This is a genomic window from Mesorhizobium sp. CNPSo 4689 (assembly GCF_057784325.1).
Map to the genome: position 1 here is coordinate 17121 of NZ_JBWLUZ010000022.1, position 20161 is coordinate 37281.

The window sequence follows — 20161 nt, forward strand, 5'->3', positions numbered from 1 at the left end:
GGACCTTTTTGTCCACAGGCGCTAGAGATGATCCCGAACCGAACGTCGGGTTTGACCCGAAGGGCGGCAGACAGCGCCGGCCGTAGGCCGTCGGGAAGCCGAGTTGGGGGTCGTTCCCATGACTTCGATTCTCGCCGCCGCTCCCGAGGTCATGCTTGTCGGTCAGTTTCCGGCAGAACTCCAAAGTTACGTTGACTTCGCCATTGGCATCAGCGCCGATTCAACGGACGCGGAAGCGGCCAGGCAGTTGTCGGAATTTCTGATGTCGACAGCCGTTGATGACATCTTGGCGGCAAAGGGCGTCGAGCGCCCCTAAAAGCGTTCGGGAATCCCCTTCTCAAACACGCTCTAAGCCGGCCTCGAGGACTTGTAGACGTTGACGCCGAGCTCGCGGATTTTCTTGCGCAGCGTGTTGCGGTTGAGCCCCAAAAGTTCGGCAGCCTTGATCTGATTGCCGCGCGTCGCCGTCATCGAGGCCAGAACCAGCGGATATTCGACTTCGGACAGAATGCGCTGGTAAAGACCTGCCGGCGGCAGGTCGCCGGCAAAGGATGCGAAATAGCGCTGCAGGAAATGCTCCACCGCCTGGCCGATCGAGAGGTCGTCCGGAATGAGATTGCCGCCGCCTGGGACGACGGGCCTCTCGCCAGTCTTAAGCTCGGCCTCGATGATCTCGGCGGAGATCTCGTCCTGCGAATAGAGCGCGGCCAGCCTGCGCACCAGGTTTTCCAGTTCGCGCACGTTGCCCGGCCATGGATAGCGCTTCATCAATTCGATGCCGCCGGTCGAGATACGCTTGGTCTGCAGGCCTTCGCTGGCGCCGAGCTTGAAGAAATGCCGCACCAGGTCCGGAACGTCCTCGGAGCGCTCGCGCAGTGCCGGCAGCCTCAGCGGCACGACATTCAGGCGATAGAACAGATCCTCGCGGAACAGCCCCTGGTTGATCAGCGTGCGCAGATCCTTGTTGGTGGCGGCGACGATGCGCACGTCGGTCTTGATCGGCGTGCGCCCGCCGACCGTGGTGTATTCGCCCTGTTGCAGCACGCGCAGCAGGCGCGTCTGCGCCTCCATCGGCATGTCGCCGATCTCGTCAAGGAACAGCGTGCCGCCTTCCGCCTGCTCGAAGCGGCCGGTCGAGCGGTTCTGCGCGCCGGTGAAGGCCCCCTTCTCGTGGCCGAAAAGTTCCGATTCGATCAGGTCGCGGGGGATCGCCGCCATGTTGATGGCCACGAACGGCCCGCCGCGGCGACGGCCATATTCGTGCAGCGCCCGCGCCACCAGTTCCTTGCCGGTGCCCGACTCGCCTGAAATCATCACCGTCAGGTCAGTCTGCATCATGCGCGCCAGCATGCGGTAGATGTCCTGCATGGCCGCCGAGCGGCCGACCAGCGGCATCGTCTCCGGTTGCTCGTCGGCGCGCGCGTCGATTTTCGGACGCCTGGGCTCTGCCAGCGCCCGGTTGACGATGCTGAGCAGCTCGGTCAGGTCGAACGGCTTCGGCAGATATTCATAGGCGCCGGTTTCGGAGGCCCGGATCGCGGTCATGAAGGTGTTTTGCGCACTCATGACGATGACCGGCAGCTCCGGCCGCGCTTTTTTGATGCGCGGCAGCATGTCGAAGGCGTTCTCGTCGGGCATCACCACATCGGTGATCACCAGATCGCCCTCGCCCGCCGCCACCCAGCGCCACAGTGTCGAGGCGTTGGAGGTCACCCGCACCTCATGGCCGACGCGCGACAGCGCCTGGTTGAGGACCGTGCGGATGGCCGCGTCGTCGTCGGCGACCAGAATATTGCCGCGAACGGTCATTTGCGGTCTCCTTCATTGTCATCGTCGGTGCCGAACGAGGTTTGCTTCCAGGCCGGCATCAGTATGCGGAATGTGGTTGCGCGCGGCGTTGAATCGCATTCGATGATGCCGCCATGCTCGCCGACCAACTTCGCCACCAGCGCCAGGCCGAGGCCCGAGCCGTTCGGCTTGGTGGTGATGAAGGGATCGAACAAGATCGGCAGGATATCTTCCGAGACACCGGGCCCATTGTCGCGCACGCAGAACTCCAGCGGCAACGAGACACGGTCCTGCGTTCCCGGAACAGAAACGCGGATGCCCGGCCGGAAGGCGGTGGACAGCACGATCTCGCCCTGCGGGTCGCTGCCGATCGCCTCGGCGGCGTTCTTGACCAGGTTGAGGAATATTTGGATCAGCTGGTCGCGATTGGCGAAAACCGGAGGCAACGATGGATCGTATTCCTCCAAAATCTTGATCCGCTTTGCAAAACCGTTCTTGGCAATTGCCTTCACATGGTCGAGCACGACATGGATGTTGACCGGATAGCGGTCGATCGGCCGCTCGTCGGAAAACACCTCCATGCGATCGACCAGCGATACGATGCGGTCGGTCTCGTCGGTGATCAGGCGGGTCAGCGCCCGATCCTCGTCGGAGGCGGAGAGTTCGAGCAATTGGGCAGCACCCCGAATACCCGACAGCGGGTTCTTGATCTCATGGGCAAGCATGGCGGCGAGGCCGGTGACCGAGCGCGCCGCGCCGCGATGCGTCATCTGCCGGTCGATCTTGTCGGCCATCGAGCGTTCCTGGAACATCACCACGACCGAGCCTGGAAACTCCGGCACCGGCGCGACATAGAGGTCGACGACCTTCTCGATGCCGAGACGTGGCGACGAGACATCGACGCGGTATTCGTTGACGGGCGCCAGGCGTTCGCGCACCTGGTCGACCAGCGTCAGCAGCGGACTGCCGAAAGGCACCAGCTTGGACAGCGTGTTGCGGGCCAGCATGGTGGCGCTGGAGCGAAAGAAATCCTCGGCATCGGCATTGGCGTAGGTGATGAAGCCTTCGCCATCGACCATGATCACCGGGCGGCGGATGGTGTTCAGCACGATCTGGGCGGCATCCACCATGTCCAGTCCTTGAGCGGCTGTGGCCTTCATGCCGCGCTCCGCAAGGTCACTGGCGCGCCGATGGTCGAGAACGCGTCGCGCAGTTCGGCAATGACCCTGGCTGGCTCGAAGGACGTCAGAATGGTCTTGCGCTGGTCGGCACCGACGCCGGCGGCGTGGCGGTCGAGATACCAGCCAAGATGCTTGCGCGCCTGGCGCAGCCCGCTTTCGCTGCCATGGAGCGTCAGCATGTCCTCATAATGGGCGATGATGTAGTCGGCGAGAGCCCGCGGGCTCTCCGGAATGCCTGCCGCCGCCCCGCCTGCCGCCGCGATGCTGCCGGCAATCCACGGCGCACCATAATGCGCGCGGCCGACCATGACCGCGTCGGCGCCGGACTGTTCCAGAACATCGGCCGCCTCGGCGGCCGAACCGACATCGCCATTGGCAACGACCGGGATCGACACCGCTTCCTTGACGCGGGCGATGGCGCGCCAGTCGGCCTTGCCCTGATAGAACTGGCAGCGCGTGCGACCGTGCACGGTCACCATGCGCACGCCCGCCTGCTCGGCGCGGCGCGCCAGCATCGGCGCATTCAGCGCGCCCTCGTCCCAGCCGAGCCGCATCTTGACCGTGACCGGCACTTCGACGGCGCCGATCACCGCCTCGATCAGCGACAGCGCGTGGTCGAGGTCGCGCATCAGCGCCGAACCGGCATAGCCGCCGGTCACCTTCTTGGCCGGGCAGCCCATGTTGATGTCGATGATGTCGGCGCCCTCGCCCTCGGCTATGCGCGCGCCCTCTGCCATGTGCACGGCCTCGCGGCCGGCGAGCTGAACCATATGCACAGGCAATCCGGAATGGCGGATGCGCAGATCGCACCCCGCCCTGCCCTTGGCCAGTTCACCGCTCGCCACCATTTCCGAAACGACCAGCCCGGCGCCATGCGCATGGGCGCGCTGCCGAAACGGCTCGTCGGTTATCCCGGACATCGGCGCGAGGAAGACGCGATTGCGGATCGTCACGCCGCCGACGTCGAGCGGCACAGTCAATTTGGTGAATTCAGGCATGCACAAAAACCAAGCATGTTCGATTGCTGCACATTCTCTAGCCAGAACGGCGACAATGTGCAACGCGGAATGACGCCACATTAAGGCGCATTTGGGAAAATGCTGGCCTTCGGCTTTGGCCGCGACCAAAGCGCCGCGCGTCCTTGGACGCGCAAAGGACGCTTTGGAACTTCATAATTGGCGCACGATCTTTTCCGAAAACCGATTACACTTTTCGGGATCGTGCGCTAGGACCAATCGGCATGACGAACGCAAGTGAAAATCAAGTTTCGGACAGAGTCGCGGTGGTGATCGTCGCCGCCGGCCGCGGCGCGCGGGCCGGACAGGTCGACGGTCCGAAGCAGTATCAGAGCATCGGCGGCCGCGCCGTCATAACGCGCACGCTGGACACGTTCCTGGCGCATCCGAGGATTGGCCAAATCGTCGTCGCCATCCATGCCGACGACCGCGATCTCTTCCGTAAGGCGGCCGGCGCCAATGCCGACCGGGTCATCACTATTACGGGCGGCGATTCGCGCCAGGCCTCGGTACGGCTTGGGCTTCTCGCCTTGCGGGACCACGCGCCGGGCCGGGTCCTCATCCATGATGCGGTGCGTCCCTTCGTCGACGGTGGCTTGATCGAACGCACCATCGAGGCCATCGGCGAACGCCAGGGGGCACTGCCAACGCTGCCCCTCGCCGATACGCTCAAACGCGAGTCGGCCGCCGGCATGATCGAAGAGACCGTGTCGAGGAACGGGCTTCACGCCGCCCAGACACCGCAAGGGTTTCCGTTCTGGCCAATCCTGGCAGCGCATGAAAAGGCGCATCAGCTGGGCAAGGCGGATTTCACCGACGATGCCGCGATCGCCGAATGGGCGCATATTCCGGTGAAAATCGTCCCGGGCTCGCCGGACAATGTGAAACTCACCTGGGCAAGGGATATTGCTATGGCCGATCAGCGGCTCTCCGGCGAACGGCCGCGCTTTCCGGACATCCGCACCGGCAATGGCTATGACGTCCACGCCTTCGAGCCTGGCGACCATGTCACCCTGTGCGGCGTTGCCATTCCGCACGACAAAAAACTGTCCGGCCATTCGGATGCCGATGTCGGCCTTCATGCCCTGACCGATGCGCTGCTCGCCACCTGCGGCGCCGGCGACATCGGCACGCATTTCCCGCCTTCCGATCCGCAATGGAAGGGTGCTGCCTCGCGCATCTTCGTCGAGCATGCGGCTAAGCTGGTGCGCGAACGCGGCGGACGCATCGCCAACGCAGACATCACGCTGATCTGCGAGGCGCCGCGCGTCGGCCCGCACCGCGAAGCGATGACGGCAGCCCTTGCTTCGATGCTGGGCATTGCGTCGGAACGAATCTCGATCAAGGCGACGACCAACGAAAAACTTGGCTTTGTCGGCCGCGAGGAAGGCATTGCCGCGATCGCCACCGCCAGCGTCGTGTTTCCGGGCGACGTTCCCGCATGAGCAACGGCGATCTCGCAAACGCCTTGCTCCAGGCCTGCCAGCGCCGCGGCATCATGCTGGCGACGGCCGAGAGCTGCACCGGTGGGATGATCATCGCCGCGCTGACGGACATCGCCGGCTCTTCCGCCGTGGTCGACCGCGGCTTCATCACCTACTCCAATGAGGCCAAGATGGAGATGCTCGGCGTTTCGGCTGCCACGCTCAAGGCGCATGGTGCCGTGTCACGAGAAACGGCGCTGGAGATGGCCGAAGGTGCGCTGGCCCATTCGCGTGCCGGGCTGACGCTCGCCGTCACCGGCGTTGCCGGCCCGGGCGGCGGCTCGGCGGAAAAGCCTGTCGGCCTGGTTTGGTTCGGCGTTGCCCTGGCCGGCCGCCCTGTTGTCGCCGAGCACCGGCTGTTTGCCGACAACGGCCGTGCCTTCATCCGCAGCGAGACAGTCAGGCACGCGCTGGAACTCGGCTTGCGCGCGCTTGGAGAGGATCAGGCTCTGGCGCCGTAAATCACGTTGGCACGCTTCTCGAACGCCTCGGAAAACATGCGGAAGCCACGGTCGAACATCGTGCCCATCAGCGCGCCGAGAATGCGGCTCTTGAACTCGTAGTCGATGAAGAAGTGGACCTCGCAGCCGCCGCCATCGGCCGGGTCGAAACGCCAGATATTGCTTAAGTATTTGAACGGGCCGTCGATGTATTTGACGTCGATGGTGTTCTCGTCCGGCTTCAGCAGCACCTGCGTGGTGAAGGTCTCGCGGATCGCCTTGTAGCCGATGCTCATGTCGGCGACGAGAATGGTGCGGCCATCGCGCTCCTTGCGTGAGCGCACGGTCAGCGCCTCGCAGAGCGGCAGGAACTGCGGATAAGCCTCGACATCGGCGACCAGCCTGAACATCTCTTCCGGCGTATGGGCGACGCGGCGGGTGGCTTCGAATTTCGGCATGAAGACAGGATATCAGGCGGTTTTTCTGAGCTGCGTTTCGCGCGCCGCGCGCAGCCTGGCGAAATCGTCGCCGGCATGGTGCGAGGAGCGCGTCAGCGGGCTCGACGCCATCAGCAGGAAACCCTTGGTCCGGCCGATCGTCTCGAAGGATTTGAACTCCTCCGGCGTGACGAAGCGGATCACCGGATGGTGCTTCTTCGACGGCTGCAGATACTGGCCGATGGTCATGAAGTCGACATTGGCAGAACGCAGATCGTCCATCAGCTGCAAGATTTCGTTCCGCTCTTCGCCCAGGCCCACCATGATGCCGGACTTGGTGAAGATCGACGGGTCGAGCTCCTTGACCCGCTGCAGCAGCCGGATTGAGTGGAAATAGCGCGCACCCGGACGCACCGTCAGGTAGTTCGACGGCACCGTCTCGAGGTTGTGGTTGAACACGTCGGGCTTGGCCGCCACCACGATCTCCAGCGCCCCATCCTTGCGCAGGAAGTCCGGCGTCAGGATCTCGATCGTCGTCGATGGCGTCGCCGCCCGGATCGCACGGATGACCTCGGCGAAATGCTGCGCACCGCCATCGGCGAGATCGTCGCGGTCGACCGAGGTGATGACGACGTGGCTGAGGCCCATCTGCTTGACGGCATGGGCGACGCGCGCCGGCTCGTCGGGATCGAGCGCGGTCGGTATGCCGGTGGCGACATTGCAGAAGGCGCAGGCGCGCGTGCAGATCTCGCCCATGATCATGAAGGTGGCGTGCTTCTTCTCCCAGCACTCGCCGATATTCGGGCAGCCGGCCTCTTCGCAAACCGTCACCAGCTTGTGCGACTTCACGATCTCGCGCGTCTCGGCATAGCCCTTCGAGACCGGCGCCTTGACGCGGATCCAGTCGGGCTTGCGCAGCACTTCCTGGTCCGGCTTGTGCGCCTTTTCGGGGTGCCGCAGCCGCGGCGCATTGGCGATCGTGTCGAGAACAGTGACCATCTCAAACCCGGTTCCTTGGCGAGCCCCTGTCCGGCGCTCGCGTTCCAACGTCATCTAAGGCTTTTCGGCGCAAAGAAAAAGGTCATGCCGGCGCATGACGGCAGGGCCTTTTTCGCATAGCAGATATCGATGCCGGCTAACGGCGCACCAACCGTCCTACAAAGATCAGCAGGCAGGCACCGATGAAGCCGGTGATCAGATAGGCGAACCAGCCGACGCCGAAGGGCTCGATGCTGAGGGCTCTGAGGATTGCGTTCAGCACCACCGCGCCGACGATGCCCATGATGATGTTCATGAAGATGCCGGTGTTGCTCTTCATCACAATCTCGGCCAGCCAGCCGGCCAGACCTCCGATGATGATGGCTGCAATCCAGCCCACGCCATTCACGTCCATATGCCCACTCCTCGTATGATGGGGGAAAATGCATCGGCAAACGAACTGCCTTGCCGTCGCGTTCCTCCGAGCTTTGCGCGTGAGTTCCGCACGGCCAACTTATCATGCGTTGAGCGCCCGGCCATAGGCGTCGAGCACGCTCTCCTTCATCATCTCCGACAGCGTCGGATGCGGGAAGATGGTGTGCATCAGTTCTTCCTCGGTGGTCTCGAGGTTCATCGCCACGACAAAACCCTGGATCAGTTCGGTGACTTCGGCGCCGACCATATGCGCGCCGAGCAGTTGCCCGGTCTTCTTGTCGAAGATGGTCTTGATAAAACCCTGGTCCTCGCCGAGCGCGATCGCCTTGCCGTTAGCGCCGAACTGGAAGCGGCCGACGCGGATGTCCTTGCCTTCGGCCTTCGCCTTGGCTTCGGTCAGGCCGACCGAAGCGACCTGCGGGTTGCAATAGGTGCAGCCCGGGATCTTCAGCTTGTCGGTGGCATGCACGCCGGGGAAATTGGCGATCTTCTCGATGCAAACCACGCCTTCATGCTCCGCCTTGTGGGCCAGCATCGGCGGTCCGGCGACATCGCCGATGGCGTAGATGCCAGGCACGTTGGTCTTGCCATAACCGTCGACGACGACGCAGCCGCGATCGGCCTTCACGCCAAGCGTCTCGAGACCGAGATTCTCGATATTGCCTTGCACGCCGACGGCCGAGATCATGCGGTCGGCGGTGATCTTCTCGACCTTGCCGTCCTTCATCTCGACATGCGCGGTGACCGAATTGGCTGATTTCTCGACCTTGGTCACCTTGGCCTCGAGGATGATCTTCATCCCCTGCTTCTCGAACTGCTTCTGCGCGAACTTGGAAACCTCGGCATCCTCGACCGGCATAACCGCCGGCAACAGCTCGACCACCGTCACCTCGGCGCCCATGGTGCGGTAGAAGGAAGCGAATTCGATGCCGATGGCGCCGGAGCCCATCACCAGCAACGACTTCGGCATCTCCTTCGGCACCATGGCCTCGAAATAGGTCCAGATCAGCTTGCCGTCCGGCTCGATGCCGGGCAGCGCACGCGGCCGGGCGCCGGTCGCCAGGATGATGTGCTTGGCGGTATAGGTGCCCTCGCCCTTGACGCCTTTCGGCGCCGGCGGCTGCGGCTCCATCGGCTTCTTGGCCGTCTTGGAGACGATGATCTCACCCGGCTTCGACAGCTTCGCCTCGCCCCAGATGACGTCGACCTTGTTCTTCTTCATCAGGAAGGCGACGCCGCCGTTGAGCCTGAGCGAGACCTTGCGCGAACGGTCGACGACAGCGGCCGTATCGGCGCTGACCTTGCCGCCATCGAGCTTCAGCCCATAGTCCTTGAGATGATCCGAATAATGCATGATCTCGGCCGAGCGCAGCAGCGCCTTGGTCGGGATGCAGCCCCAGTTGAGGCAGATGCCGCCGAGGTGCTCGCGCTCGACGATCGCCGTCTTGAAGCCGAGCTGGGCGGAGCGCACCGCCGTGACATAGCCGCCGGGGCCGGAGCCGATGATGATGACGTCGTAGGATTCAGCCACGGGTTTTCTCCCTGATTTTCTAGAGTTCCAGCATCACGCGCACCAGCGGTGCCAGTGCCTTGCCGATGTTTCGCGTGTTTTCGGCATCGAGATGGACGCCGTCGAGCGGCGTGGTCGTCGCCACCGTGCCGGCATCGAAGAAGCCGCAGCCTGCCTCGTCGGCAAGCGCCGAATATTGCGGCGCCAGCCGCTTCGAGGCTTCATCGCCGCCGGCAAACATTTCCTTGAATTCGGCATTGTCGGTGCGGCTGACCGCCGGCGGCGCGACGAGCAGGATCTGCGGCGCCGGCCAGTCGAACGGGTAGTCGTGGCCGCGCACGATATCGATCAGCCGCTGCATGCCTTGCTTGGCGGCGACCGGATTGCCGTGGATCCACGGCTTCATGTCGTTGGCGCCGAGCATGATGATGATCAGGTCGAGCGGCGCATGCGTCATCAGCACCGTCGGCAACAGTCTTGCGCCGTTGCGGTCGGCGCCGGCCAGGTGGTCGTCGAAGGCCGTGGTGCGACCGTTCAGGCCGTCGGCGATGACCTCGATGTTGCCGCCCAAAGTTGCGCGCAGCACGCTTGGCCAGCGGTCTTCCAGCGCATGGCGGCCGAGGCTGGCGGCGTCATAGCCCCAGGTCAGCGAATCGCCAAAGCAGAGAATTGTCTTCATGCGTTTGTCCCACCCCTGCCGAACCCCGCCGCCGAGCCTTTGAGGCGCCAGCGCACGAACAGCCATTGCACGATGATCGCCACGACGCCGGGCAGGATCAGCCCGGCAACGATGGAAAGATCGCTTGCGGTCGCACGGTTCTCGGCCGGCACGGAAAACGTCCAGCCGGCCAGCGCCAGCAGCGTCAGTGCGAAAATCCCAAGCAGCCACCGCAACATCCGGTCGACCGCTCGAACCGGCTCGGCGCGGAACTGGACCAGAAAGAAGATGACCGTCACGACGATGACGATCAGGGCCGTCGCCGCAAAGACCAGTATGTACTCTTCCGTCGCGCCGGTGAGGACGGCCAGTTCCTGCACCACCAGCCCGCCAGCCAGACCGGAAAGGATGAAGGCGAAAAGGCTGGTGAAGAATTTCCGCACCGCCTTTTCCTTTCCTAGACCAGCATACCCATCGGGTTTTCGATCATGCGCCTGAAGGCGCCGAGCAGTTCCGCACCCAGCGCGCCGTCGACGGCCCGGTGGTCGGTCGACAGTGTCACCGACATGACGGTCGCGATCTTGATTTCGCCGTTCTTCACCACCGCCCGCTCCTTGCCGGCGCCGACCGCCAGGATCGTCGCATGCGGCGGGTTGATGACGGCGGCAAAATCCTTGACGCCGAACATGCCGAGATTGGACACCGCGGTGGTGCCGCCCTGATACTCTTCCGGCTTCAGCTTGCGGCTGCGGGCGCGGCTGGCCAGATCCTTCATCTCGTTGGAGATGGTGGACAGCGTCTTTTCCTCGGCGTGGCGGATGATCGGCGTGATCAGGCCGCCGGGGATCGACACCGCGACACCGACATCGGCATGCTTGTGCTTGACCATGGCGCTGTCGGTCCACGACGCGTTGGCATCCGGCACCGCCTTCAGCGCCATGGCCATCGCCTTGATGACCATGTCGTTGACCGAGAGCTTGTAGGCCGGCGCCTCGCCCTTGTCGGTCTTCTTCACCGGTGCCGCCGCATTGAGCTGCGTGCGCAGCGCCAGCAGCGCATCGAGTTCGCAGTCGAGCGTCAGGTAGAAATGCGGGATCGTGCTCTTGGCCTCGACCAGCCGCCGCGCGATGGTCTTGCGCATATTGTCGTGCGGCATGAGTTCGTAGGAGCCTTCGGCGAACAGTTTTAGCACCTGGTCGTCCGACATCGCCTTGGGTGCTGCGGCCGCGGGTGCCGGTGCACCGGGAGCCGCCTTCGCTGCCGCGGCTGCCTTGGCGCCACCACCGGCAATCGCCGCCTCGACATCGGCCCTGACGACGCGACCATGCGGGCCGGTACCCGTCACCGCCGAGACATCGACGCCGGCATCCTTGGCGATGCGCCGGGCAAGCGGCGAAGCGAAGGTACGCTCGCCAGCCGCGTGGCCATTGGCAACCGGCGCCGCTTCTGCCTTGGGCGCCGGCGCTGCAGCGGGTTCCGGCTTCGGCGCCTCAGCCTTGGCAGCTTCAGCCTTGGGTGCCTCGGCCCTGGCAGCTTCAGCCTTGGGTGCCTCGGCCTTGGCTGGCGCGGCTGCACCACCGCTCTTGGCAGCGGCTCCTGCATCCTCGCCTTCAGCGGCAAGCACCGCGATCAGCGCGTTGACCTTGACGCCCTCGGTGCCGGCCGGAACGACCAGCTTGGCAACCGTGCCTTCATCGACGGCCTCGACCTCCATAGTCGCCTTGTCGGTCTCGATCTCGGCGATCACGTCGCCCGGCGAAACCTTGTCGCCCTCTTTCACAAGCCACTTGGAAAGATTGCCCTCTTCCATCGTGGGCGAGAGCGCCGGCATGGTGATGTTGATTGGCATAGGTATTCTTCTCCCAAGCGAAATGCGTTCACCGTATCAACGGCAAGCAGCGCTTATACAGACAGCGAAAGAGTCCTCCCCCCAATCGGTCTGCCGATCGACCAAGCGAGGAAATAGTTGAGTGCTAGGAAAGAGGCGACCAGTCCTAGAATGCCGCCACCCCACCCACTTATTTGCTGAAGAAGTTGCCGATCAACGCCGGCCATCGCTCCAATAAAACTGACTACAAATCCGAACACAAAACCACAGATAAAGCCGAGAAGAATGCCTGTCAGCCCTGCGCGCCAGAAAATAGCCCAGGCAATCCGTCGTGTCTCTTTCGCAGTCGCCACCGCAACCTCCCCCTAATCATCAGCGATACGTGACGGCTTTGACCGCTTCGACGACCTCGCCGATATTCGGCAATGCCAGCTTTTCGAGGTTCGCCGCGTAAGGCATCGGTACGTCCTTGCCGGCGACGGTGATGACCGGCGCGTCGAGGAAGTCGAAGGCGCGCTGCGACACCTGGTTGGCGATGTGGTCGCCAACCGAGCTCTGCGGGAAACCTTCCTCGACCACGATCAGGCGGTTGGTCTTCTTCACCGAGGCGATGATCGTGTCGAAATCGAGCGGACGGATCGACCTCAGATCGATGATCTCGGCATCGATGCCCATGCCGCGCAACTCGGCCTCTGCCTTGATCGCATAGGTCATGCCGATGCCGAACGAGACGATGGTGACGTCCTTGCCTTGCTTATGGATGCGCGCCTTGCCGATCGGCAGCACGAAATCGTCGAACTTCGGCACGTCGAAGGACTGGCCGTAGAGGATTTCGTTTTCGAGGAAGATGACCGGGTTCGGATCGCGGATCGCCGCCTTGAGCAGGCCCTTGGCGTCGGCGGCCGTGTACGGCATCACCACCTTAAGGCCCGGAATATGGCTGTACCAGGCGGCATAGCACTGCGAGTGCTGTGCCGCGACGCGGGCAGCCGCACCGTTCGGTCCGCGGAAGACGATCGGCGCACCCATCTGGCCGCCGGACATATAGAGCGTCTTGGCGGCGGAGTTGATGATCTGGTCGATCGCCTGCATGGCGAAGTTGAAGGTCATGAACTCGACGATCGGCTTCAGGCCGGCCATCGCCGCTCCGACGCCGACGCCGGCGAAACCATGCTCGGTGATCGGCGTGTCGACGACGCGGCGCGGTCCGAACTCCTGCAACAGCCCTTGCGTGATCTTGTAGGCGCCCTGGTACTCGGCAACCTCCTCGCCCATGACGAAGACGTCGCCGTCGCGGCGCATTTCCTCGGCCATGGCATCGCGCAGCGCTTCGCGCACCGTGGTCGACACCATCTCGGTGCCGGCCGGGATGTCCGGATCGGCTGCGATTTCGGTCTTCGGCGCCGCAGCGACAGGCGCCGCGGCCTCGCTCTTGGCCGCAGCCGGCGCAGGCGCTGCTTGAGCCTTGGCAGGCTCCTCGCCGATTCCTTCGCCGGCCTTGTCGACGTCTTCGCCGTCGACCGCAAGCACGGCGATCACCGCGTTGACCTTGACGCCTTCGGTGCCGGCAGGAACCACGATCTTGGCAATCGTGCCTTCATCGACGGCCTCGACCTCCATCGTCGCCTTGTCGGTCTCGATCTCGGCGATTACGTCACCGGCGACAACCTTGTCGCCTTCGTTCTTCAACCACTTGGAAAGATTGCCCTCTTCCATGGTCGGCGAGAGAGCGGGCATGAGAATTTCAATCGGCATGTCCTTGCCCTCCCTTACAGTACGATGTCGGTCCAGAGCTCGGACGGATCCGGCTCTGCGTCGTTCTGGGCAAAATCGGCGGCGTCGGCGACGATGTCGCGGACTTCCTTGTCGATGGTCTTGAGCTCGTCCTCGCTTGCCCATTTCTTGTCGATCAGCCGCGCCTTGACCTGCTCGATCGGGTCATGCTCGGAGCGCATCTTCTGCACTTCTTCCTTGGAACGATACTTCGCCGGGTCGGACATCGAATGGCCGCGGTAGCGATAGGTCTGCATTTCGAGGATCAGCGGACCGTTGCCGGCACGGCACCATTCGGTGGCGACGTCGGCGGCGGCCTTCACCGCGCGCACATCCATGCCGTCGACCTGAATGCCGGGGATCTTGAACGAGGCGCCGCGATGCGAGAAGTCGGTCTCGGCCGACGAACGCGACACCGAGGTGCCCATGGCGTAGCGGTTGTTCTCGATGATGAAGATCACCGGCAGCTTCCACAGCGAGGCCATGTTGAAGCTTTCATATACCTGGCCCTGGTTGGCCGCGCCGTCGCCGAAATAGGTCAGCGCGACGTTCTTGTTTTCGCGATAGCGGTTGGCGAAGGCGAGCCCGGTGCCGAGCGACACCTGCGCGCCGACGATGCCGTGGCCGCCATAGAAATGCTTCTCCTTGGAGAACATGTGCATGGAGCCGCCCTTGCCCTTCGACAGGCCGCCGCGGCGCCCGGTCAACTCGGCCATGACGCCGCGCGGCGACAGCTCCATCGCCAGCATGTGGCCGTGGTCGCGATAGGCGGTGATCATCTGGTCGCCGTCGATCAGCGCCATCTTCATGCCGGTGACGACCGCTTCCTGGCCGATATAGAGGTGGCAGAAGCCGCCGATGAAGCCCATGCCGTAAAGCTGGCCGGCCTTTTCCTCGAAGCGGCGGATGAGCAGCATGTGCCGGTAGGCGGCAAGCTCCTCGTCCTTGGTAAAGTCGGCTGGCTTGGGGGCGGAAAGTCCCGATGATTTTACGGATTTGGCAGGCGCTTTTCTGGCGGCGGTGGCCATGCATCACTCCCTGTTGGCGTCTCTTTGCGGACATTAGAGCAGGATGAAATCTGCTCTGAGGGAGATCAGCTCTCCCCACCGATTTGAGCAAGGCTAACATGCGGGAAAGCGTTTCGCCATGCAGAAAAATGCATGGCTGTCATGCGTCTAAGCGATTAAAATCATTGAAAATAACAGCGATTAACTGAGTTTCAGTTATTTCGCTGAAGCCGGCAGCATGATGGTGATTTCGTCGGCATGGGAGACATTGAGCGCCTTGCGCGCCTGCTCGTCAAGCATGTCCTTCTCCAGCGTACCTTCATGCATCAGCTGGACACGGCGCTCGAGATCGACCCGCCGCGCCTTGATCGCGTCGAGCTTGCCCTGCAGATCGACCGCCTGGGCCGCGAGCTGGTACTTGGAGTAGATGCCGAATTCGCCGTGATAGGCGTGGAAGCCGAAATAGGCCAGGAACAGCACGCAGAGCGAGGGGATGATCAGCCGGCCGGTGTTTCTCTGCTTGTGCTGGCGTGTCCACATGGCGCTCGTCCTCTCAACGCCTCTTTCTCGCCGATTGTGCTTAATGGACGGTTACGGGCGGCCGGATTCGGCAGCCGCGAAAAACAAAAGGGCGGGAAAGTTCCCGCCCTCGTCGTCCCGGATATGGTCCCGGATCAGCTTTTCACGATCGACTTGCCGGCATAGCGCGCCTGCTTGCCGAGTTCTTCCTCGATGCGGATCAGCTGGTTGTATTTGGCCATGCGGTCGGAGCGCGACAGCGAGCCGGTCTTGATCTGCCCGCAATTGGTGGCGACCGCGAGGTCAGCGATGGTCGAGTCCTCGGTTTCGCCCGAGCGGTGCGACATGACGGCGGTGTAGGCGGCCTTGTGCGCGGTCTCGACCGCATCGAGCGTCTCGGTCAGCGAGCCGATCTGATTGACCTTGACCAGGATCGAATTGGCGACGCCCATGCGGATGCCGTCGCGCAACCGCGCCGTGTTGGTAACGAACAGATCGTCGCCGACCAGCTGGGTCTTTTTGCCGATGAGGTCGGTCAGTATCTTCCAGCCTTCCCAGTCGTCCTCGGCCAGGCCGTCCTCGATCGAGATGATCGGATAGTCGGCGGCGAGTTTGGCCAGGTACTTGGCCTGCGCCTTCGGATCGCGGGTCTTCTTCTCGCCTTCATAGACGTAGTTGCCGTCCTTGAAGAATTCGGTCGCCGCGCAGTCGAGGCCAAGCGCCACGTCCTCGCCCGGTTTGAAGCCGGCCTGCTCGATCGATTCCATGATGAAATCGAGCGCCGACGGCGCGCTCTTCAGGTTCGGGGCAAAGCCGCCCTCGTCGCCGACATTGGTATTGTGGCCGGCATCCTTCAGCTTCTTGCGCAGCGTGTGGAAGATCTCCGAACCCCAGCGCACGCCGTCGCGTAGCGTCGGCGCGCCGATCGGCAGGATCATGAATTCCTGGAAGTCGATCGGATTGTCGGCATGGGCGCCGCCATTGATGATGTTCATCATCGGCACCGGCAGCACATGCGCCTTGGCGCCGCCGACATAGCGGTAGAGCGGCAGGCCGGCCGCTTCGGCCGCAGCCTTGGCGACCGCCAGCGACACGCCGAGTATGGCGTTGGCGCCAAGCCGGCTCTTGTTGGGCGTGCCGTCGAGCTCGATCATGGTCTGGTCGATATGGATCTGGTTTTCGGCTTCCATGCCGCCGATCGCCTCGAACAGCTCGCCGTTGACGGCCTCGACCGCCTTGAGCACGCCCTTGCCGAGATAACGGGGGCCGCCGTCGCGCAACTCGACCGCCTCATGGGCGCCGGTCGAAGCGCCAGACGGCACGGCAGCGCGGCCCATCGAGCCATCTTCCAGCACCACGTCGACCTCGACGGTCGGATTTCCACGGCTGTCCAGGATTTCACGCCCGACAATGTCGATGATGGCGGTCATTTGCGATGTCCCCGATTGATCGATTGAAGCGTCGCGCCCCTCTTAGCCAAAGCGCTGCAAAAGGCAATCGGGCGGCTCGCAAATAGTGCCGCTGCGTCGATTCACGAAGCGCAAATTTCTGTCATCATAAGTCATGCGCGGCAAACCGGTTTCTGGTCTATGATTCTCCCGCGCGGGGCGAAACAGGAGGAGTTTCGCCATGTCCCAGTTGAGCGGTATCGTGAGTTTGTTCCTGATCGCGGCGGCGTTCCTGACATCGTGCGACAGTCAGAAGCCACCGCAGGGCGCGGTGCAATTGTCGACCCTCAACGCAGCGGAGTAGCTTTCTCCGCAGAAAAGGGCCCCCGCCATGCGGGGGCCCTTTCGATTCCAGCTGGGCTGACCAGCCGGTCAGTGCCAGTAGGGGGCGACCTTGTAGTAGTCGTATGACGCATCGCGCGCCAGTTCGCCGTCACTGCCCGTCAGTTCGTTGATCGAATAGGCAGGTGCGGATTTCAGCTGTTCCTTGGAGAACGGCACGACATAGCCGCCCTTGTCCTCGTCATAGTCGAGGCTTGCCCATGGGATGGCGTGATATTTCTCGCCGATGCCGAGAAATCCGCCAAAGCCGATGACCGCGAACATGATGCCGTTCGAGGTCTTGTCGAGCATGACGTCCTCAATGCTGCCGATGTTCGTGCCTTCGGTGTTGTAGACCGACGTGCCGATGACCCGCGAAGCGGCAATGGCTTCAGTGTGTCCCGTCTGGGTTGTCATGATGTGCTCCTCTTCTGTCTCTGCCACTATGCATTGACAATGAGGGGCGCTAACGAAGGTTCCAGACTTTTCTTCGGCGATGGAAGGCTAATCGGCGAGAATGAACGTGACCTTCATATTGACCCGGTAAGCGGCGATCTTGCCGTCGACGACGTCGATCTTCTGGTCCTGGATCCAGGCGCCCTCGACGTTCTTGAGGGTCTTTGCGGCGCGCGCAATCCCCATTTCGATAGCGTCCTGAAAGCTCTTCTTGGACGACGATGTGATCTCGGTAACGCGGGCGACGGACATGGCTTCCTCCTGCCAAGACGCTCAGTTGCAGGGCAAGCCTACAACTGACCCCAGCAGACGACAAGCGCGGGTGCTAGCCCTTGGCGACTCGGTCGAACGCCATCAACCTTTCGAGCAGCGCCGGCAGATCCTTGAGCGGCACCATGTTGGGGCCGTCCGACGGAGCATTGTCGGGATCCCGATGCGTCTCGATGAACACACCGGCAACACCGACCGCGACCGCCGCGCGCGCCAAGGTCTCGACGAAGCGGCGGTCGCCACCGCTGGAGCCGCCCTGCCCGCCCGGCTGCTGCACCGAATGCGTAGCGTCGAAAATCACCGGCGCGCCGATCTCGGCCATGATCGGCAAGGCGCGCATGTCGGACACCAGCGTGTTGTAGCCGAACGAGGCGCCGCGCTCGGTGACCAGCACATTGGCGTTGCCGGATCCCGTCACCTTGGCGACGACGTTCTTCATGTCCCATGGCGCCAGGAACTGGCCCTTCTTCACATTGACCACCTTGCCGGTCTTGGCTGCGGCGATCAGCAGATCGGTCTGCCGCGACAGGAAGGCCGGTATCTGCAGGATGTCGACATGCGGCGCGACTAGCGCGCACTGCTCCTCGGTATGGATGTCGGTCAGAATTGGCAGCGAGAATTCCTTGCGCAGATCGTCGAACACCGGCAGCGCAGCCTCGAGCCCAGCGCCGCGCGTGCCGCCGAGCGACGTGCGGTTGGCCTTGTCGTAGCTGGTCTTGTAGACGAGCCCGATGCCGAGCTTTTGCGTCAGTTCCTTGAGCGCCCCGGCCATGTCGAAAGCATGCTGGCGCGATTCAAGCTGGCACGGTCCGGCGATCAGCGACAGCGGCGCTGTGTTGGCGAACACGACCTTGCCGACGGTTACCGACGAATTGGGCTTGCTCATGGGGTCTCCCGGAAAATAAAGGCCGCGCCCTGCCCGGGCGCCGGCGGCACGACAATTTCATTGCCGCGTATGTTGTGTTCGACAGACCCGGCTGCAAGCAGCCTTGCCACGGTGTCGGCACTGCCGACCGAAAGGACGATCGCCGCAAACCGAAGTTGCGACGGCGCGCTGGCCGGAATTCCGAAGCGGGTGGCAAACGTGGCAGGGTGCAGGATGGTCAGCGTTGCATTCGGCAACTCGAACACATCGTCATTCTTGTTCGCCGAGCCGGCGGCGATCGAGATCAGCCGGCGTTGCCCGGCGGGCCGATCGCTGACCGCCACAATCTCGACAATACCGGTGACGCCATTGGCATGGGCTTGCAGCGCAGTGCGATCGATTTTCGGCGCATTGATCCGTTCGCAGGCGAACAGGAACGCGTTCGTGGCCACGTCGCGTGCAGCGAAGGCCAGCTTGAAGGACGCGGTATCGCTCTTGCCGCTCGCATCGGTGAAGGCCCGCGAAAAGCTCAGCTCGTCTCCCGCCGACAGGCCGGCTTCGACGTAGCGTGCGTGATCCGCATCGGCGTCTGTCGTTCCGAAGACCAAGGCGCTGAACCCTTCATTGCCAAGGCTGTCGCGATAGAGACGGTCGCGCGCGACGAACACATTGCCCTCGGCGATCGCGCTCGCCGCAGTCTGTCCATTGCCGATCGCGAGCGGCTCCAGATAGGTGCCGTCGGCGAAGAAGACGCAGCAATTTTCCGTGCCGAACGGATGGATGCCGGTCGGCGCCACGACAAAGCCGAGCGAGACAAGCCGCGCCCGCGCGACATCGAGGCTTGCGGTCGGCAGCACAAGGTGATCGAGCGGGTGAGCCGCGGGCGTTTTGGTCATGCGGGTGCGGTGTGCATCATTCCCAAGGCTGGTTCAAGAGCCTCACCTTGTGCCGCCTCGGCATCGGTTGCCGTCCTTGATCGCACTTGCAGTCACCGGGAAGCAACCCTAGCTCACAACCATGAAGAGAATCGTCCTTACGGCAATGGCGGTTGCGGCGATCGTGGTTGTCGCCGCGCTGGTGCTGAGCACGAGGCCGGGCGTCGACCCGGCCGAGACTTCCGCCGTCCAGACGGAATGAAACCGTTCATCCCTTGCCCTCGAGGGCATTGCCTGCAGCCGAAATTCGCTCAGGCCGCCACGACGTCGGCCGAATAACGCAATTCGCGCAATGGTTTGACCCGGCTGGTCGTCTCGGCGTAGAGCGGATGCGCCTTGTAGGCGGCGAGTGCGGCATCATCTTCGAATTCGGCATAGACGACCACGTCGATCGCATCCGACAGCGGATCGACCTTGGTGTTGAGGGTCACTTCGAAGAGGCTGGAATGCGGGATCTTGCCCAGCGCCATCAATCCGTCGCGCACGGCTTCCACATCCTCTTTGCGCCGGGCGCTGAAGAAAACGATATGCCGGATCAACAAAACCTCCTGATCGGTATGCGCGGGTGTTTTGTGCGAGCGCAGCCGTCGCGTCAACCGGCAACGATGTCGCGCCAGATCCTTTGGAATGCGGGCGGAATTAGGCCGCGCCGGTGACGTAGCGCACGATGCGCGACATCTCCCTGACCGTATAGTCGAGGTAGGCGCCTTGATTGTAGAGGCCGTCCCAGATTAGGAAGAAGGTGAAGGTGATGATCACGATTACATAGCGCATGGCTAAAACTAACGCATATGGGTAGGCGCAACCATAGC

24 protein-coding genes and 1 pseudogene are annotated in these 20161 nt (G+C 63.1%); 4 read left to right on the plus strand and 21 right to left on the minus strand.

Going from position 1 to position 20161, the window contains the following annotated elements; translation table 11 throughout:
* Positions 1 to 61 precede the first annotated feature (61 nt).
* Positions 62 to 316 (plus strand): annotated as a pseudogene (locus tag AC04SI_RS23125) (molybdate ABC transporter substrate-binding protein); the annotation flags it as partial.
* Positions 317 to 348: 32 nt separating this feature from the next.
* On the opposite strand, the gene ntrC reads toward AC04SI_RS23125, so the two are convergent.
* From ntrC to dusB, 3 genes are read right to left on the minus strand one after another with little or no spacing between them, the layout of a single operon-like run.
* Entirely contained in the window at positions 349 to 1809 is a 1461-nt protein-coding gene (gene ntrC / locus AC04SI_RS23130) for a nitrogen regulation protein NR(I) (protein ID WP_192181160.1), read from the minus strand.
* Positions 1806 to 2948, minus strand: coding sequence for a two-component system sensor histidine kinase NtrB (locus tag AC04SI_RS23135; protein ID WP_404282690.1), 1143 nt, complete (start codon positions 2946 to 2948; stop codon positions 1806 to 1808). The genes ntrC and AC04SI_RS23135 overlap by 4 nt, the downstream gene beginning before the upstream one ends.
* Positions 2945 to 3967 (minus strand): tRNA dihydrouridine synthase DusB, encoded by a 1023-nt coding sequence (gene dusB / locus AC04SI_RS23140; RefSeq protein ID WP_488474951.1) that lies wholly within the window; start codon positions 3965 to 3967, stop codon positions 2945 to 2947. Before dusB ends, AC04SI_RS23135 begins: the two co-directional genes overlap by 4 nt.
* Positions 3968 to 4209: 242 nt before the next feature.
* Here dusB and AC04SI_RS23145 point away from each other — a divergent pair, with 242 nt between their 5' ends.
* Both AC04SI_RS23145 and AC04SI_RS23150 read left to right on the plus strand, forming a co-directional pair.
* Positions 4210 to 5430 (plus strand): bifunctional 2-C-methyl-D-erythritol 4-phosphate cytidylyltransferase/2-C-methyl-D-erythritol 2,4-cyclodiphosphate synthase, encoded by a 1221-nt coding sequence (locus AC04SI_RS23145; protein ID WP_404282686.1) that lies wholly within the window; start codon positions 4210 to 4212, stop codon positions 5428 to 5430.
* A complete protein-coding gene (locus AC04SI_RS23150) occupies positions 5427 to 5930 on the plus strand; it encodes a CinA family protein (protein ID WP_404282685.1) in 504 nt (167 codons plus the stop codon). Before AC04SI_RS23145 ends, AC04SI_RS23150 begins: the two co-directional genes overlap by 4 nt.
* Here AC04SI_RS23150 and AC04SI_RS23155 read toward each other — a convergent pair.
* The 12 genes from AC04SI_RS23155 to eno form a co-directional block, all read right to left on the minus strand.
* A complete protein-coding gene (locus AC04SI_RS23155; RefSeq protein WP_404282683.1) occupies positions 5912 to 6367 on the minus strand; it encodes a type II toxin-antitoxin system RatA family toxin in 456 nt (151 codons plus the stop codon). The two genes, AC04SI_RS23150 and AC04SI_RS23155, sit on opposite strands and share 19 nt — an antisense overlap.
* A gap of 12 nt (positions 6368 to 6379) precedes the next feature.
* Entirely contained in the window at positions 6380 to 7345 is a 966-nt protein-coding gene (gene lipA / locus AC04SI_RS23160) for a lipoyl synthase (protein ID WP_404282681.1), read from the minus strand.
* 136 nt (positions 7346 to 7481) lie between these two features.
* Positions 7482 to 7739: a GlsB/YeaQ/YmgE family stress response membrane protein gene (locus AC04SI_RS23165; RefSeq protein WP_404282679.1), complete on the minus strand. Its 258-nt coding sequence runs from the start codon at positions 7737 to 7739 to the stop codon at positions 7482 to 7484.
* Between the two features lie 102 nt (positions 7740 to 7841).
* Positions 7842 to 9290 (minus strand): dihydrolipoyl dehydrogenase, encoded by a 1449-nt coding sequence (gene lpdA / locus AC04SI_RS23170; protein WP_404282677.1) that lies wholly within the window; start codon positions 9288 to 9290, stop codon positions 7842 to 7844.
* A gap of 19 nt (positions 9291 to 9309) precedes the next feature.
* Positions 9310 to 9948 (minus strand): SGNH/GDSL hydrolase family protein, encoded by a 639-nt coding sequence (locus AC04SI_RS23175; RefSeq protein ID WP_120015286.1) that lies wholly within the window; start codon positions 9946 to 9948, stop codon positions 9310 to 9312.
* Positions 9945 to 10370 (minus strand): hypothetical protein, encoded by a 426-nt coding sequence (locus tag AC04SI_RS23180; protein WP_404282676.1) that lies wholly within the window; start codon positions 10368 to 10370, stop codon positions 9945 to 9947. The genes AC04SI_RS23175 and AC04SI_RS23180 overlap by 4 nt, the downstream gene beginning before the upstream one ends.
* Positions 10371 to 10384: 14 nt before the next feature.
* On the minus strand, positions 10385 to 11776 hold the full coding sequence (locus AC04SI_RS23185; RefSeq protein WP_488474952.1) for a pyruvate dehydrogenase complex dihydrolipoamide acetyltransferase: 1392 nt from the start codon (positions 11774 to 11776) through the stop codon (positions 10385 to 10387).
* A 53-nt stretch (positions 11777 to 11829) separates the two neighbouring features.
* Positions 11830 to 12108 (minus strand): hypothetical protein, encoded by a 279-nt coding sequence (locus AC04SI_RS23190; protein ID WP_404282673.1) that lies wholly within the window; start codon positions 12106 to 12108, stop codon positions 11830 to 11832.
* Between the two features lie 19 nt (positions 12109 to 12127).
* On the minus strand, positions 12128 to 13510 hold the full coding sequence (locus AC04SI_RS23195) for a pyruvate dehydrogenase complex E1 component subunit beta (protein WP_488474953.1): 1383 nt from the start codon (positions 13508 to 13510) through the stop codon (positions 12128 to 12130).
* A 14-nt stretch (positions 13511 to 13524) separates the two neighbouring features.
* A complete protein-coding gene (gene pdhA, locus AC04SI_RS23200; RefSeq protein WP_404282669.1) occupies positions 13525 to 14556 on the minus strand; it encodes a pyruvate dehydrogenase (acetyl-transferring) E1 component subunit alpha in 1032 nt (343 codons plus the stop codon).
* A gap of 195 nt (positions 14557 to 14751) precedes the next feature.
* Positions 14752 to 15075, minus strand: a complete 324-nt coding sequence (locus AC04SI_RS23205; protein ID WP_006205398.1) for an FtsB family cell division protein — start codon at positions 15073 to 15075, stop codon at positions 14752 to 14754.
* Positions 15076 to 15209: 134 nt separating this feature from the next.
* Complete coding sequence (gene eno, locus AC04SI_RS23210; protein WP_404282667.1) at positions 15210 to 16484, minus strand: phosphopyruvate hydratase; 1275 nt, start codon at positions 16482 to 16484, stop codon at positions 15210 to 15212.
* A gap of 199 nt (positions 16485 to 16683) precedes the next feature.
* On the opposite strand from eno, the gene AC04SI_RS23215 reads away from it, so the two are divergent.
* Positions 16684 to 16806 (plus strand): hypothetical protein, encoded by a 123-nt coding sequence (locus tag AC04SI_RS23215; RefSeq protein WP_281034914.1) that lies wholly within the window; start codon positions 16684 to 16686, stop codon positions 16804 to 16806.
* A 68-nt stretch (positions 16807 to 16874) separates the two neighbouring features.
* On the opposite strand, the gene AC04SI_RS23220 is transcribed toward AC04SI_RS23215, so the two are convergent.
* The 6 genes from AC04SI_RS23220 to AC04SI_RS23245 form a co-directional block, all read right to left on the minus strand.
* The gene (locus tag AC04SI_RS23220) at positions 16875 to 17240 is read right to left on the minus strand and encodes a PRC-barrel domain-containing protein (protein ID WP_404282665.1); all 366 of its coding nucleotides are present in this window, start codon (positions 17238 to 17240) and stop codon (positions 16875 to 16877) included.
* Between the two features lie 87 nt (positions 17241 to 17327).
* Positions 17328 to 17531 (minus strand): dodecin family protein, encoded by a 204-nt coding sequence (locus AC04SI_RS23225; RefSeq protein WP_404282663.1) that lies wholly within the window; start codon positions 17529 to 17531, stop codon positions 17328 to 17330.
* Between the two features lie 73 nt (positions 17532 to 17604).
* Positions 17605 to 18435: a 3-deoxy-8-phosphooctulonate synthase gene (gene kdsA / locus AC04SI_RS23230; protein ID WP_404282661.1), complete on the minus strand. Its 831-nt coding sequence runs from the start codon at positions 18433 to 18435 to the stop codon at positions 17605 to 17607.
* Positions 18432 to 19310: a VOC family protein gene (locus AC04SI_RS23235; RefSeq protein ID WP_404282659.1), complete on the minus strand. Its 879-nt coding sequence runs from the start codon at positions 19308 to 19310 to the stop codon at positions 18432 to 18434. Before AC04SI_RS23235 ends, kdsA begins: the two co-directional genes overlap by 4 nt.
* A 290-nt stretch (positions 19311 to 19600) precedes the next feature.
* Positions 19601 to 19888 (minus strand): Dabb family protein, encoded by a 288-nt coding sequence (locus AC04SI_RS23240; protein WP_404282657.1) that lies wholly within the window; start codon positions 19886 to 19888, stop codon positions 19601 to 19603.
* Positions 19889 to 19988: 100 nt separating this feature from the next.
* Entirely contained in the window at positions 19989 to 20123 is a 135-nt protein-coding gene (locus AC04SI_RS23245) for a hypothetical protein (protein ID WP_404282655.1), read from the minus strand.
* Positions 20124 to 20161: the final 38 nt, after the last annotated feature.